The 15,234-nt window shown below is 33.1% G+C and carries 11 protein-coding genes; all 11 read left to right on the top strand.

Annotated elements, in window-relative coordinates:
* Positions 1–2 precede the first annotated feature (2 nt).
* The 11 genes from smc to ispD all read left to right on the top strand — a co-directional run bounded on the left by smc (position 3) and on the right by ispD (position 15,179).
* Positions 3–3,584: a chromosome segregation protein SMC gene (gene smc / locus HPY57_04635; GenBank protein ID NPV11061.1), complete on the top strand. Its 3,582-nt coding sequence runs from the start codon at positions 3–5 to the stop codon at positions 3,582–3,584.
* Complete coding sequence (locus tag HPY57_04630; GenBank protein ID NPV11060.1) at positions 3,577–5,484, top strand: hypothetical protein; 1,908 nt, start codon at positions 3,577–3,579, stop codon at positions 5,482–5,484. The genes smc and HPY57_04630 overlap by 8 nt, the downstream gene beginning before the upstream one ends.
* Positions 5,481–6,203, top strand: a complete 723-nt coding sequence (locus tag HPY57_04625) for an MtnX-like HAD-IB family phosphatase (GenBank protein NPV11059.1) — start codon at positions 5,481–5,483, stop codon at positions 6,201–6,203. The genes HPY57_04630 and HPY57_04625 overlap by 4 nt, the downstream gene beginning before the upstream one ends.
* The gene (locus HPY57_04620; protein NPV11058.1) at positions 6,204–6,788 is read left to right on the top strand and encodes an isoprenylcysteine carboxylmethyltransferase family protein; all 585 of its coding nucleotides are present in this window, start codon (positions 6,204–6,206) and stop codon (positions 6,786–6,788) included.
* 173 nt (positions 6,789–6,961) lie between these two features.
* Positions 6,962–8,083 carry a lipid-A-disaccharide synthase gene (lpxB, locus tag HPY57_04615; protein NPV11057.1) on the top strand — a complete coding sequence of 374 codons (1,122 nt, stop codon included), beginning with the start codon at positions 6,962–6,964 and terminating at the stop codon, positions 8,081–8,083.
* A gap of 1 nt (position 8,084) precedes the next feature.
* The gene (locus HPY57_04610) at positions 8,085–8,708 is read left to right on the top strand and encodes a lysophospholipid acyltransferase family protein (GenBank protein NPV11056.1); all 624 of its coding nucleotides are present in this window, start codon (positions 8,085–8,087) and stop codon (positions 8,706–8,708) included.
* A complete protein-coding gene (gene lpxK, locus HPY57_04605) occupies positions 8,701–9,744 on the top strand; it encodes a tetraacyldisaccharide 4'-kinase (GenBank protein ID NPV11055.1) in 1,044 nt (347 codons plus the stop codon). Before HPY57_04610 ends, lpxK begins: the two co-directional genes overlap by 8 nt.
* Entirely contained in the window at positions 9,726–10,424 is a 699-nt protein-coding gene (locus tag HPY57_04600) for a gamma-glutamyl-gamma-aminobutyrate hydrolase family protein (protein NPV11054.1), read from the top strand. The genes lpxK and HPY57_04600 overlap by 19 nt, the downstream gene beginning before the upstream one ends.
* Before the next feature lie 4 nt (positions 10,425–10,428).
* Positions 10,429–13,230: a pyruvate, phosphate dikinase gene (locus HPY57_04595; protein NPV11053.1), complete on the top strand. Its 2,802-nt coding sequence runs from the start codon at positions 10,429–10,431 to the stop codon at positions 13,228–13,230.
* 124 nt (positions 13,231–13,354) lie between these two features.
* On the top strand, positions 13,355–14,419 hold the full coding sequence (gene queA / locus HPY57_04590) for a tRNA preQ1(34) S-adenosylmethionine ribosyltransferase-isomerase QueA (GenBank protein NPV11052.1): 1,065 nt from the start codon (positions 13,355–13,357) through the stop codon (positions 14,417–14,419).
* A gap of 85 nt (positions 14,420–14,504) precedes the next feature.
* Complete coding sequence (gene ispD / locus HPY57_04585; protein NPV11051.1) at positions 14,505–15,179, top strand: 2-C-methyl-D-erythritol 4-phosphate cytidylyltransferase; 675 nt, start codon at positions 14,505–14,507, stop codon at positions 15,177–15,179.
* The last annotated feature ends 55 nt before the right edge of the window (positions 15,180–15,234 follow it).

Here is a 15,234-nt window from a genome sequence, read left to right as displayed (position 1 = left end):
ATATGTATTTATCTAAAGTAGAAATTTTTGGCTTCAAATCTTTTGCAAATAAAGTTGAAATAAAATTTAATTCTGGATTAACGGCTATTGTCGGTCCTAACGGTTGCGGCAAAACAAATGTAGTCGATGCGATTCGTTGGGCACTTGGTGAACAAAGAACAAGTGTCCTTCGAAGTGATAAAATGGATAATGTCATCTTCAATGGAACATCAAGCCGCAAACCTCTTGGAATGGCTGAAGTTTCTTTAACAATTCAAAATAATAGACACATCCTGCCAATCGAATACAGTGAAGTAAAAATCACGAGAAGGTTATTCAGGTCTGGTGAAAGTGAGTATTTAATTAACAATACACCCTGCCGCCTGAAAGATATTCAAAATCTCTTTATGGATACTGGAATGAGCTCTAATGCTTATTCCGTAATCGAATTAAAAATGATCGAAGATATTTTAAGCAATCGTGCTGACGACAGAAGAGTTTTATTTGAAGAAGCAGCGGGTGTAAATAAGTACAAACACCGCAGAAAAGCAGCTCTGCGAAAACTCGAGGCAGTTAAACAGGATTTAGTTAGAGTTAATGATATTTATGCTGAAGTTCAGAAGAAAGTAAATTCTCTCGAAAGACAATCAAAGAAAGCTGAACAGTTCAATAAATTATATCAGGAATTACGAGAGCTTGAAATAAACTTAGCCGAACGAGAGCTGGTTAGACTGAAAAAGAGAATTGAAGAAGCTCAGCAAAATCTTTCCTTACTTAAAGATGAAAAGCAAAAATTTATAAATGAAATAAATGAGCTCGATAATCAACAGCAATTATTCTACAAACAACTTGATGAAATTGAAGTCAAGCTTGAAAAGAAAAGAGAGGAAATTCTTCGAAGCACTGAAGATATTTACAAGATCAAAGAAAACATTATAAGAAATAGGGAAAGGCTGAACAATAACGAAAATAATCTTAATCGACTAAATAAAAATATTCTCGATAATACAGAAAAAATTTCTACACTGAACAATTCAATAGTTGAAACAGAAAATAAGATCAACCAAACTCAGATTGATATCGAAGAAACTCGACAACTTCTGGCAGAACTCGAAGAGAAGAAGGTTGAATATGAGAATTATCTACAAGAAAGAAACAAAGAGTTAGAAGAAAAACGAAAAGAGCTTCAACAATTTTATTCTGAATACAATGAGATTAAAAGTCAACACGAAAAATTAAATCTCAGGATTCAAAACAATTCTGATAGTATTAAATCACTCAATGAAAAAATTACAAAAGCTGAACAGACAATTGAAAAACTCTCCAAGTATATCGAGGAATTAACGCAGGAGCATTACAGAGCTAAAAATCGAGTAAGTGAAGCTGAAATTGAGCTTTCAAAAGCTCAGGATCGAAAAGCTGAAATTGAACAGCAAATTTCAAAACTAAAACAGGAAGAACTTGAAACAAGGTCAGCTCTTAATGCTATTAAAAATAAAATAGATTTCATTCAGAACTTAATTGATAATCTCGAAGGAATTACGAGAGGTACAAAAGAGTTAATTTTAAAATCGGATTGGAATAAAGGCGAAAGAATTCTGGTTGCTGATGCTGGTTCAACTGAAGAGAAATATCGAATTGCAGTTGATAATGCTCTTAGAAATTATTTGAGTTACATTCTTCTGCAAGTCAAAGAAGATTTGAAAAGCGGTATTGAATATCTGAAAAATAATCAATTGGGTCAGGCGAATTTTTATTATCCATTTGAACAAAAACAAAATCTCTGGGAAAAACTTAATTCATTCTCTCAAAAAAGAAGTAGAAAAAAATTAGAAAGAGAAAATGGATTCATTTCCTGGTTGGTAGATGTAATCGAATACTCTAAAAGCTGGGAGAAATTTTTTAAACGAGCACTCGGTAATGTTTGTATTGTTGATAAACTTGAAACTGCACAATATCTCGTTGAAAAATATCCACACTTTGATTTTGTGACAATTGATGGTGATGTGATACGGTCGTCTGGATTTGTAGATGTGAGCGGCGAAAAAGCTTCAACTGAAACTGCTTTTGGAAGAAAGAAAATCCTCTCTGAGTTGAATGATATTTTTATTAAAGAGACCTACAAACTTGAACAATTGACTAACAAACTTTCTGATTTAAATTCTGAATTAAAATCAATCAATATCAAAGCCTACCAGGACAATCTGAATATGATGAAAAATGATGAAGCTGCAATTGAGAAACAACTCTCGCAGCTTCAATTCGAGAGAAACAAAGCCATTGAAGAAGTTGAAAAACTTAATCTTGAAATTTCAAATTTCCAGAAAATTAATGACGAGCTTAATCAAAAATTAGAAATTCTAAATCAAGAGTTAGAAAGCAGACAACTTGTCATTAATCAAAAAAGAAGCGAACTAAATGAACAGTCAGCTAAAATAAAAGAAATTGAAAGTGTTCATAACAAGAATCTCGTCAAAGCTAATGAAGCTAAAATTAACCTTACAAAACTTGAAAGTGAAGTTGTAAATCTCAGGAATTTAATTGAAAGAAATAAGAATGAAATAATTTCCTTAGAACAAGATATCGAAAAATTCAAAAAAGAAATTGAACAAATAAATAATGAAAATATTCAGTTAAAAAATTTAATACAGGAACTTGATCTTCAAGAGAAAACTCTTGAGGATGGCAAGAAAATACTTAACGAAGAATTAAACATCATTCTTGGCGAATTAAACGCAATCAGACAAAAAGTCTCGGAGAACGATAAAATACTTCATCAAAAAAGAAGCGAACTTGATGCAGTCAGTGAAAGAATTCACTCCGACGAGATGATAATCAATGAAAGTAAATTAAATTCAAAAACTCTGATCGATCGTTTAAATGAAGAATATCAGTACAAACCTGAATACAAAGAATTTGATGACCTCGATACTTTCAATTTTGCCGAAGCCGAAGAGAGATTACAATTCTTGAAAAATAAAATTCGTTCCCTTGGTCCTGTAAACTCTCTTGCATTTCAAGAATATGAAGAAGAAAAGAAAAGGCTTGAATTTTTAACCGAGCAGAGAAATGATTTAATTGAATCAGAAAAAGAATTGATGCAGGTAATTGAAGAAATCAATCAAACAGCTCAAAAGCAATTTCTCGATACATTTGAAAAAATCCGTCAAAACTTTATTGAAACATTTCGAACTCTATTTGATCCAGGCGATGAAGCTGATTTAAAACTTGAGGAAGGTGTCGATCCACTTGAAGCAAGAATTGAAATAATTGCAAAGCCTAAAGGTAAAAGACCAACTTCAATTGATTTACTTTCACAGGGTGAAAAAACATTAACAGCAACAGCTCTCCTTTTTGCAATTTATTTAGTTAAGCCAAGTCCCTTCTGCATTTTAGATGAAGTTGATGCTCCTCTTGATGATGCAAACATTAAACGGTTTATCAGGCTGATAAATAAATTTTCCGAGAACACCCAGTTTATCATCGTCACGCATAACAAACTGACAATGGAAGCAGCTCAGACGCTTTACGGCGTTACAATGGAAGAAGAAGGTGTTTCAAAAATTGTGGCGGTGAGATTTACTGAGGAGGCAACAGTTGCTTGAAAACATTTATAAAACATTTTTCCTGATTTCAATTTTTTTTCTTCACTCTCAAATTTTTGCACAGGAAATTTATAATATTCACTCTTCAAGAGATAAAACTAATCTGTTAGAGGTTGTCAATTTAAATTCGAAATATTTTGTTTTCTATCAGGACTCAACTTTTTTTGACAAAAGAATCAAATGCAAAGTTTTTTCTAAAAATAATCCCAGAAAACAAAAAGAGTTTTTTATTACTCCAAATCTTTCAACCTTTCAAGATGAATTAAAATATTCAATCATCTCTAATAATCTAATTTTTCTCTCGTTTGTTGATTTTAGAGATGATGCAGAAGGAGATATCTATTCTCAATTGATTGATGAAAATGGAATTCTGTGGGATGGCAGTGGAATTCCAATCGCAACAGTAAAAGGAAAACAAAGAAATCTATCTGTTAGTGTTGACAGCTCAAAAAATATTTTTGTTGCCTGGCAGGATTTTCGTGATGATCCTCAGGGTGATATTTATGTCCAGAAACTGGATTTATTTGGTAATTCACTCTGGAAAAGAAATGGACTTGTTGTCTCGAATTTGAGAGGAGAAGAATTTTATCCTGAAGTTGTGGCTGATGATAATGGTGGTTGTTTTGTTTCTTGGATCGAAGCAATCTTAAAAATACAAAAGCTGTATGTTCAACGAATTGATTCAGCAGGCAAAAAATCGTTTGGTGAGTATGGAATTTTCATCTCCAATCCGATGGAAGACTGTACAGCTCAAAATATTATTACCAATCACAGAAATGAGCTGATTATTTTCTACACAAGTAGAGACCAAAAAAGCAAAGTTTACTTTCAGAAACTTTCTAAAAAAGGCGCAAAGAAATTCGGTCAATATGGGAAAGAAATTTGTTTGAAAAATGGAAATCAGGAATTATTAAAAGCTTTTCAATTTCTAAACAACGATTTAGCTGTTTTGTTTTTAATTGAAGAACAGGAAAACTTACAGACAGCTTACTTACAAATTTTTAGTCAAGGTGAAAAACCTAAGTTTAAAAATCCAATTAAAATTCATTCAGGCTGTGACTTTCATCAAAAACCAGAAATGAAAATTGATGACAAAGGATTTTTTATTTACTGGACCTGTCATCATAATGAAAAAAATAAAATTTCATTATTCATCCAGACGATTACCACCAAAGGCGAAATCTTAAAATCCGATGGATTAAAAATTAACAATGATGATATTGATGCAGCTTCTAAATTTTATTTAAGTCTAGATAATCCAGTTGAATGTGTGGCTTACAATTATCATAATAAAAACAGTATCAGTTTTCTGCTTTTCGATTTGAGCGATTACAAAAATCCAAAACTTCAAAATTTTACTGCTGCATACTTTGATGGGCTTGTGAAACTTCGTTGGGATTTAATTAATGAAAGACCAAATACAAAAATTTTTCTTGAAAGAAATGAAGCTGAAAATGAAGAGTGGAAAAAAATTTTTAGTTATCATTCAAATGAAAAGTCTGTAATAAAGCAAATGTCCTATGATGATCAGGTGCTTTACTCAGAAAATTTGCGTTATCGTTTAACTGGGTTTGACCCTGAAGGGAATGAATTTTTCAAAGAAGAAATTGAAGTAGATGTTGTTCCACCAGCTGAGGGTTTTTACTTGTTTCAGAATTCACCTAATCCTTTCAGTCAATCAACAAAAATTGCTTTTAGAGTTCCAATTAAAACAAAAGTCGTAATTAAATTATATAATTCACGCCTTGAAGAAATTGGAACAATTCTAAATGATATTTTTGAACCCGGAACATACGATTTTGAATTTGTTCCATTTAGTTCAATGGAAAGTGGAATTTACTTTTACAGAATTTTTGCTTCGAATTTTTATGATGTTAAAAAAATGATTTACTCAAAATGAAAAAACCTGAGATCAAAATCTTTTGCGATTTCGATGGAACAATAGCAGTTGAAGATATCGGAAATTTATTCTATCGAGAATTTGGTGACCCACAAATTTGTGACGATGTTGTATCTAAATGGAGAGAAGGTAAAATTACCTCAATCGGATGCCTGAGTACAGAATGCCGAACAATTAGAAATCTAACTCTCGAAAAAGCTTACGATTTTATTGATCAACAAAAAATTGACGAAACATTCATTGACTTCGTAAAATTCTGCAAAGAAAAAAATCTTGATTTGATTATCATAAGTGATGGACTTGATTTATACATCAATTATATCTTAAAAAAATATAACCTAGATATTAAATTCTTTGCAAATTCAATTCGAATTAATGATGATGGAACAGCTGAGATGATTTTCCCTTACTCAGATTCAGTGTGTTTGAAATGCGCTAATTGTAAACGAAATCACATCATCAATAATTCCTCAGACGATGACATAACAATTTACATTGGCGATGGACATTCAGATCGATGTCCGATTGAATATGTTGATTACATTTTTGCTAAAAAGCATTTGTTGAAATATTGTGAAATAAATCGAATTTCCTATTCACCTTTTGAAAATTTTTCTGATGTTAAACTTGCAATCGAAAAACTTTTAAGTAAAAAGAGAATCAAAAAAAGAAATACAGCCATCCTCAAACGAAGAGAATTATATTTATTGGAGCCCTAAATGACAGCAGGACAATTTTTCTTTAAATATCGCAGTTACACACCACTTCCTTTTCTCATACTGATGATTTTGTATTCCAATCCAAACATTTATTCGATGCTTATTGGATTTATATTTGTTTGTGTGGGTGAGTTTATCCGAATCTGGGCAAACTCATGGGCTGGTTCAGAAACACGAACAACTGGTGGAGTCGGCGGGACTTTTTTGGTTATCAGCGGACCTTATGCTTATGTAAGAAACCCGCTCTATATTGGAAATGTGATTATTTATTTCGGACTTGGAATAATGTCTAATGCGGTATTTCCTTACTTGCAGATTGTTGCTTTGATATACTTCCTTTATCAATATTATGCGATTGTCAAAGAGGAAGAAAATTTTTTGAAGACGAAATTTGGTCAGGCTTATGAAGATTATTGTAAAAATGTGAATAGATTTTTGCCGAAATTAAAAAAGTATCAAAACCAATCAATCGAGCAGCCGGAGTTTTCTTGGAAAAAAGGTTGGCAGTCAGAAGTTCGTTCAATTCAAGCATCTTTAAGTGTGATTGGAATTTTACTTCTAATCTGGCTAATTAGAAGAGTTTAATCATCTATTTTTGACAAAGAAAAATTGACTTAGATATTTTAAGTAACCTTAAATTTTTGAATTAAAGCTTTAGATAAAAATTAAAATTTTGAAGATAACGGCGGAAAAGCTACGACATACTTGTAGCTGTGAAAAAATAATAATGGTTAATGAGATAAACTTTTAATTATTTTATGAAAAATATTCTAATCATCGCTGGAGAAACTTCAGGGGATTTACACGGAAGCAATCTTGTAAAATCGATCATTCAACTTAATCCTTCAATTAAATTCTTTGGTATTGGCGGTGATAGAATGCAAGAAGCCGGCGTTGAATTAGTTTATCACATTAATTCGCTTTCGTTTATGGGATTTATTGAGGTTATCAAACACATTCCATATTTGAAAAGAGTAAAAAGTCACATCTTAAGGCTGGTCAATGAAAAAAATCCCGATGCGGTAATACTTATTGATTATCCTGGATTTAATCTTAGCATTGCAAAAGAACTTCACAAACTTGGTAAAAAGATTTTCTATTACATTTCACCGCAAATCTGGGCGTGGGGGAAAAATCGAATTGATCTGATAAGAAAAGTTGTGCATAAAATTATTGTTGTCTTTCCATTTGAAGAAAAAATGTACCGTGATGCTGATGTTAATGTTTCTTTCGTTGGTCATCCACTTCTTGATGTGATTGAAAATTATCAGTTTGATTCAAAAGAAGAATTTTTTGAACAAAATTCACTCGATCCGTCAAAAAAATTACTTACGATTTTCCCTGGCAGTAGAAAACAGGAATTAAAAAAAATTTTACCTGTCGTTTCAGATGCAGCTTATAGATTAAAAAAAGATCTGGATCTGAATGTTGCTGTTGCAGGACTTACAACAATCCCGCCTGAAGTCTATACAGAATATTTTAAAGATGAATTCCAATTAATCTTCAATAAAAATTATGAACTAATGAAATATGCAGATGCAGGAATAATTAAATCAGGTACATCGACCCTTGAAGCGGCTTTGTTTGAACTGCCGTTTGTTGTTGTTTACAAGACTTCATTTCTTAGTTATTTGATCGGGAAAAACTTGATTCAAATAGATAAAATATCTCTCGCCAATATAGTAGCAGGTGAAAAGATTGTAACAGAATTGATTCAAAAAGATTGCAATCCTCAAAAGATTTATAGTGAGATTAAAGAATTACTTGTGAGTGAAGAGAAATCAACTCATATAAAAATGAAGTTAAAGAGAATCAAAAATTTGCTGGGCGATAAAGGTGCTTCTCAAAGAGCTGCTCAAATAATTTTATCAGAGATTTGAAATGAAAGAGTTTATACAACAATTAGGAATTTTTCTTCTTCCTCCAATTCTGGATTTGTTAACGAAGACTTTGAAAATCGAAATAGAAAACAAAGAAGCATTGAAATCTGGTAATGCTGTTTTTATGTTCTGGCATGGGAAAATGCTTGCTGGCTGGTGGCTCGGTAGAAATAAAAATTTTTACGCTGTTGTAAGTCAGAGTAAAGATGGTGAAATTCTCTCGCGTTTACTGAAGAGATGGAATTTTAAATTAATTCGCGGCTCAAGTTCAAAAGATTCAAAAGAAGTGATGAGAGAAATGGTTGAAGTTTTGAAAAAAGGTTTTTCACTTGCTATAACTCCAGATGGTCCACGCGGACCACGAGAAGAAATGAAAATTGGTGGACTTATTGCTTCTGTTCGAGCTCAAAAACCAATTGTGCTTTGTGGAATTTCTTACGAGAAGAAAAAAATTTTTAAAAGCTGGGATAAATTTGAATTACCAAAATTCTTTTCCAGAGTGAAAGTTAGATTATCGGATCCCAAATTATTTCCATCAGGTTTATCAAATGATGAATATGAACAAATTCGCCAGAAACTTGAATTTGAATTGAAAGAACTTTCAAAAGAAAATTTCGATGAATAAGATAAATTATCTCAGAATTTTTTTACTTCCTTTTTCATTCGTTTATTTCTTAGCAATTAAGATCAAAGAGTTTGCATATCATTCGAATTTTATTAAAAGGATTTTAGGGCTTAACATTTATTATTCACGGATTCCAGTCATTTGCATTGGCAACATTCGCGTTGGTGGAACAGGTAAATCTCAAATTGTTCTGGAGCTTGCTAAAAAACTTCTGGAGAAAGGTAATAGGATTGCAATTCTTTCGAGAGGTTATAGAAGAAAGTCAAAAGGATTTTTTGAAGTAGTCTCTTTTGATACTGAGAAAAATGGAGATGAACCTGTTCTCTTGAAAAAAAATCTTCCGAATGCAAAAGTTTTTGTTTCTGAAGATCGTGCAATGGCTTTACAAAAAATTGATGAGAATGGGAACTTCGATTTCATTTTATTGGATGATGGATTGCAAAATTTGAGTTTCCACAAAGACATGAAAATAGTTTTAATTGACAAAAACTTTTACTCAAAAAATTTAATTGAACGATTTTTGTTGCCTGCAGGAAATCTCCGTGAACCTAAGAAAAAAATATTTGATTATGATTTTGTTATTTACAATAAAAAGTTTGAAGAACAAGGGATAGCTAACCAGCTCGCTCAAAACTTTCTTCTGTCAGAATATCGGTTTGAATATTTTGAAGATTTTGAGGGGAATGTTCTTCAATCAGACGATTTAAATTTGAAAAAATTTGGAGCTTTTTGCGGTATTGCTCAACCCGAATCGTTTAAGAAATTGTTTGAAAAACTTCAAATTTCGCCGCTTTTTTTAAAGATTTTCCCTGATCATCACCGCTATGGTGTACAAGATTTCGAAATATTGATTAAATTTGTAGAAAAATTTGGGTGCAATCACCTTGTAACTACTGAGAAGGACTTTGTCCGACTTACAAACTTTATTAATGAGTTTAAGAGAGCTGGGGTTTTCCTCTATTATGCGAAAATCACAGCAAGAATTTTTGATGAGGAGAATCTAATACAGAAAATTTTATGTCTGAAAAAAGAGTGACGATTGGTTTATCTTATTACGGTTCAAAAATTCTGAATTATATTGATTGGCTTAAGTCTTCATCTGATCAAGTCGAGATTCTAAAGCTTCATCATTCCACTAATAAACCAGAAGACTTACTTAAATGCAACAGTCTGGTTTTGCCAGGTGGTGTGGATATCAATCCAGAAAACTATAATCAGGAGAATAAGGGTTTATCAAAAATTGATGAGGAAAGTAAGATCCGTGATAAGTTTGAGAGAGAATTGATTGATGTCGCACTAAAAAACAATATGCCTATTCTTGGAATTTGTCGCGGTTTTCAACTTGTGAATGTTCATCTCGGCGGAACACTATTTCAACATATTGATAATCATCGTAATTCAGATAATGATGAAGATCTAACTCATTCAGTTAAAGTAAATCGAAATTCTCAGTTGTTTGAAATTGTAAATTTAGAAGAAGGTTTAGTCAATAGTTCTCATCATCAAGCAATTGATAAAGTTTCTGATTATTTAGTTGCATCCGCGTTTTCAGAAGATGGAATTGTAGAAGCTCTCGAATGGAAAGATAAATCAATTAAATCACCGCTTCTTCTTGTTCAATGGCATCCTGAAAGAATGAAGGATCGGAACGAAAATCCATTCTCAAAAGAAATTTTAAACTGGTTTATTAATTGTCAAATAAATAATGGAGAATGATAGTATGGCAAAAGCAGTAAAAAAATATGTCTACTTCTTCGGTGGTAAAAAAGCCGAAGGTAGAGCCGATATGAAAGAACTTTTAGGCGGTAAAGGTGCCAATCTCGCTGAAATGGTAAATATCGGTCTACCAGTTCCAGCAGGTTTTACAATTACCACTGAAGTCTGTACATATTTCTACAAACACAATAAAACATATCCAAAAGAACTTGAGAAACAAGTTAAAGATGCTCTCAAAAAAGTTGAGCAAATTATGGGAGCCAAATTTGGCGATCCCGAAAATCCATTGCTCGTGTCCGTTCGTTCTGGTGCACGTGCTTCAATGCCAGGAATGATGGATACAGTTCTTAATCTTGGTTTGAACGATGAGACCGTTCAGGGACTAATCAAAAAAACTAACAACCCAAGATTCGCTTACGACTCTTATCGCAGATTTGTGCAAATGTATGGTGATGTAGTTTTAGGATTGAAACCTCAAAAGAAAGATGAAATTGATCCATTTGAAGCAATTATAGAAAGAAAGAAACACGAACGAGGAATTACTCAGGACATTGAATTAACAACCGACGATTTGAAAGAGTTAGTCGAAGAGTTCAAAGCTGAAATAAAAGCAAAAACTGGACACGATTTCCCAACAGATCCATGGGAACAACTCTGGGGTGCAATTGGTGCTGTTTTTGGTTCTTGGAATAACGAAAGAGCAAAAGCATATCGTAAATTAAATAACATTCCAGAAGATTGGGGAACTGCTGTTAATGTTCAGGCAATGGTCTTTGGAAATATGGGTGAAGACTCATTAACTGGCGTTGCATTTACTCGTGACCCCGCCACAGGTGAAAATGAATTTTATGGTGAGTATTTAACCAATGCACAGGGTGAAGATGTTGTTGCAGGAATTAGAACTCCGCTTCCAATTAAAACATTAAAAGAAACCAAGCCCGAAATTTATAACCAGCTTGAAAGAATTAGAAAAATTCTTGAAAAGCATTATAAAGATATGATGGACATCGAGTTTACTGTTCAACAGGGTAAACTCTGGATGTTGCAGTGCCGTGTTGGAAAACGAACAGGATTTGCTGCTGTTACTATGGCAGTTGATATGGTTAATGAAAAATTAATCACGAAAGAAGAAGCTATTCGCAGAATTGAACCAGATCAACTTAATCAGTTATTAAGACCAATCTTTGATCACAATGAAAAAAGAAAAGCAATTGAAGAAGGAAGATTAGTCGCAAAAGGATTAAACGCTGGTCCTGGTGCAGCAACCGGTCGAGTCGTTTTCAGTGCTCCTGATGCAGAAGAATGGGCAAAGAAAGGTGAAAAAGTAATTTTAGTTAGAATTGAAACTTCACCAGAAGATATTCGAGGAATGAATGCTGCGGAAGGTATTTTAACAGCTCGTGGTGGAATGACTTCACACGCTGCACTTGTTGCCCGTCAAATGGGTAAAGTATGCGTTGCCGGCTGCGGTGATCTCGAAATTGATTACACTGCACAACAAATGAAAATTAAAAATAAAGACATTGTGATCAAGCAAGGCGATTACATCTCACTTGATGGAACTACTGGTGAAGTCTTCTTAGGTAAGATTGAAACAAAACCTTCAGAAATTATTCAGGTACTGATTCAAAAAACTCTTGATCCAAAAGATGCACCAGTTTATCAAAAATATGCCGACCTGATGAGCTGGGCAGATAAATTGAGAAGATTAAAAGTTAGAACCAATGCTGATACACCAGAACAATCCAAGAATGCGATTGCTTTTGGTGCTGAAGGAATTGGACTTTGCAGAACGGAACATATGTTCTTTGAAGGTGATCGAATTCAAGCAGTGCGTGAGATGATTCTTGCTGATACTGTTGAAGGTAGAAAAGCTGCTCTTAATAAATTACTTCCACTTCAAAGAGGAGACTTTGAAGGCATCTTTGAAGTAATGGAAGGAAGACCTGTTACAATTAGAACACTCGATCCACCATTACACGAATTCTTGCCTCATGAAGATAAAGACATTCAGGAACTTGCTGATAGAATGGGAATGTCATTCGAAGCAGTTAAGAATAAAATTGAAAGTATGAAAGAGTTCAATCCGATGTTAGGTTTCCGTGGATGCCGACTTGGAATTAGTTATCCCGAGATTACTGAAATGCAAGCTCGTGCAATCTTTGAAGCAGCTTGTAATGTGAAGAAGAGAGGAATTAAAGTATTCCCTGAAATAATGATTCCTCTTGTAGGTCATGTTAATGAATTGAAACTTCAAGAAAAGATTGTGCGTAGAGTTGCCGAAGAAGTAATGAATGAAATGGGCGAGAAGATTGAATATACAATTGGTACAATGGTTGAATTACCAAGAGCTTGCGTTACTGCTCACGAAATTGCTCAGGTCGCTGAATTCTTCTCATTTGGAACTAATGATTTAACTCAAACAACTTTTGGTTTATCCAGAGATGATTCTGGAAAATTCTTGCCAGCATATGTCGAGCATGATATTTTACCGAGAGATCCATTCGAATCGATTGATATAAATGGCGTCGGTGAATTAATGAAAATTGGTGTTGAGAAAGGAAGATCAACAAGACCAAAACTTAAAGTTGGAATTTGTGGCGAGCACGGCGGTGAACCCGATTCAGTTATGTTCTGCCATAGAATTGGTCTTGATTATGTAAGCTGTTCACCATTTAGAGTTCCAATTGCAAGACTTGCTGCTGCAAGAGCAGTTGTTCTTGAAAAAATGTCACAGCCTAAAGCTGTAGCAAAGAAAACTGCTAAAGTGAAAAAGACCGTTAACAAAAAATCAGGAAAGAAATAATTGTTATTTGAAATAGGGCTTTCAGTCAATTTCCGGCTGAAAGCTCTATTTTTTGTTTAAGCAGATATTAGTCTGTGTTTTCGAAAAAGAATCAATTCATCAAAAACAAAATAGTGAGAAGCTTATGGCAGGATTTGATTTAAGCGATAGAGAATTAAAATTATCAGATTTTAAATATGTTTTACCGAAGAACTTAATTGCAAAATTCCCTGTAACGCCGAGAGACAAATGCCGTTTGATGGTATTACACAGAGAAACTCAAGAAATTGAAGATAAAAAGTTCAGTGATATTGTTGATTATTTCCAAAAAGGTGATTGTCTGGTTGTAAATCAAACTAAAGTTTTTCCTGCAAGACTTTTTGGAAGGAAAGAGAAAACAGGTGCAAAGATAGAAGTTCTACTTCTAAGGGAATTAAATTCGCAGGATAAAATCTGGGATGTTATTGTTGAACCAGCAAGAAAAGTCAGAATAGGAAATAAAATTTATTTTGACGAAGGACTTGTCTGTGAGATTATTGATAATACAACATCTCGCGGTAGAACTATTCGCTTCTTAACCGATAAAGATGTTTTTGAAATAGTTGAAAAAATTGGAACAGTACCTCTTCCTCCTTACATTAAACGTGATCCAGTACCAGCTGATAAGAAAAATTATCAGACTGTTTATGCTAAAGTTGCTGGCTCAGTTGCTGCTCCAACTGCGGGATTGCACTTCACAACTCAACTATTAAAAAAGATCGAAAAGAAAGGTGTAAAAATTGTTCCTGTTATTTTGCATATTGGACTCGGAACATTTCGACCAGTTGAAGTTGAAGATTTAACCAAACATCGAATGGATTCTGAATTTTATGAAATTCCAGAATCTACTTCTGAAGTAATCAATAAAACAAAATTAAACAGAGGAAGAGTGTTTGCTGTAGGTACAAGTACTGTAAGAGCACTTGAAACAAGTGTAACAGCAAGCCGACTATCTGCACCTAATCGAGGCTGGACAGATAAATTCATCTTTCCTCCATATGATTTTAAAATAGTTGATGCTTTAGTAACTAATTTTCATGCACCGGAATCAACTTTATTAATGCTTGTTGCTGCCTTTGCTGGTTATGATTTTACTATGAAAGCTTACAAGAAAGCTATCAAAGATGGGTATCGCTTCTTAAGTTATGGCGATGCAATGTTAATCTTGTAAAATTAAAAGTGCAAATAAAATAGTTTTAATTTTTTTTGGTCAGGCGAATTTCAGCCTGACTTTTTGTATTAATTAGGAGTTAAAAGTGAAAACAATCGTAATTATTCCAGCTGCTGGTTCCGGTAAAAGATTTTTGTCCGACACCCCCAAACAATTTTTGAAAATCAATGGTAAAGAAATTCTTGTTCATACAATCTTGAAATTTCAAAAGGCTAAGAGAGTTGATAAAATTATTGTTTCAGTAAATAAAGATTACATTGATCGATGTAAAAAGCTTATTAAAAAATTTAAGCTAACGAAAGTAATTGATATAGTTGAAGGTGGAAAGGAAAGACAGGATTCAGTTTACTTAGCATTAAAGTCTATCAAAGCTGAACCTAATGATTTAATTTGTGTTCACGATGCGGTTCGACCGCTTATTTCATCAAAAGATATTGATGAGTTAATTGAATTTGCGAGTAAAAAGAAAGCTGTGATAGCTGCAAAAAAAGCTGTAGATACCGTAAAAACTGGTTTTAGTTTTGTCGAAACTACTCTTGATCGTGATAAAATCTGGCTTGTTGAAACACCACAAATTTTTACTTATAAAATTCTGAGCGAAGCATTCGCCAAAGCTTACGAAGAAGGTTTTTTAGGTACAGATGAGTCATCGCTTGTTGAAAGACTCGGAGTTAAAGTTTACTTTTATCAAATTCAAAGTGAAAATCGAAAAATCACTTTGAGAAAAGACTTAGAGTTTGCTAAACTTTTTCTTAAATAATTGAGTTTGGTAAATAAAAATTAATTGAATAAGTTATAAAATAAATAAGTTCAAA

Source organism: Ignavibacteria bacterium, from assembly GCA_013177855.1.
GTDB lineage: Bacteria > Bacteroidota > Ignavibacteria > Ch128b > Ch128b > Ch128b.
The sequence above is the reverse complement of the archived record's forward strand: the minus strand, read 5'-3'. Positions and strand labels throughout refer to the sequence as shown.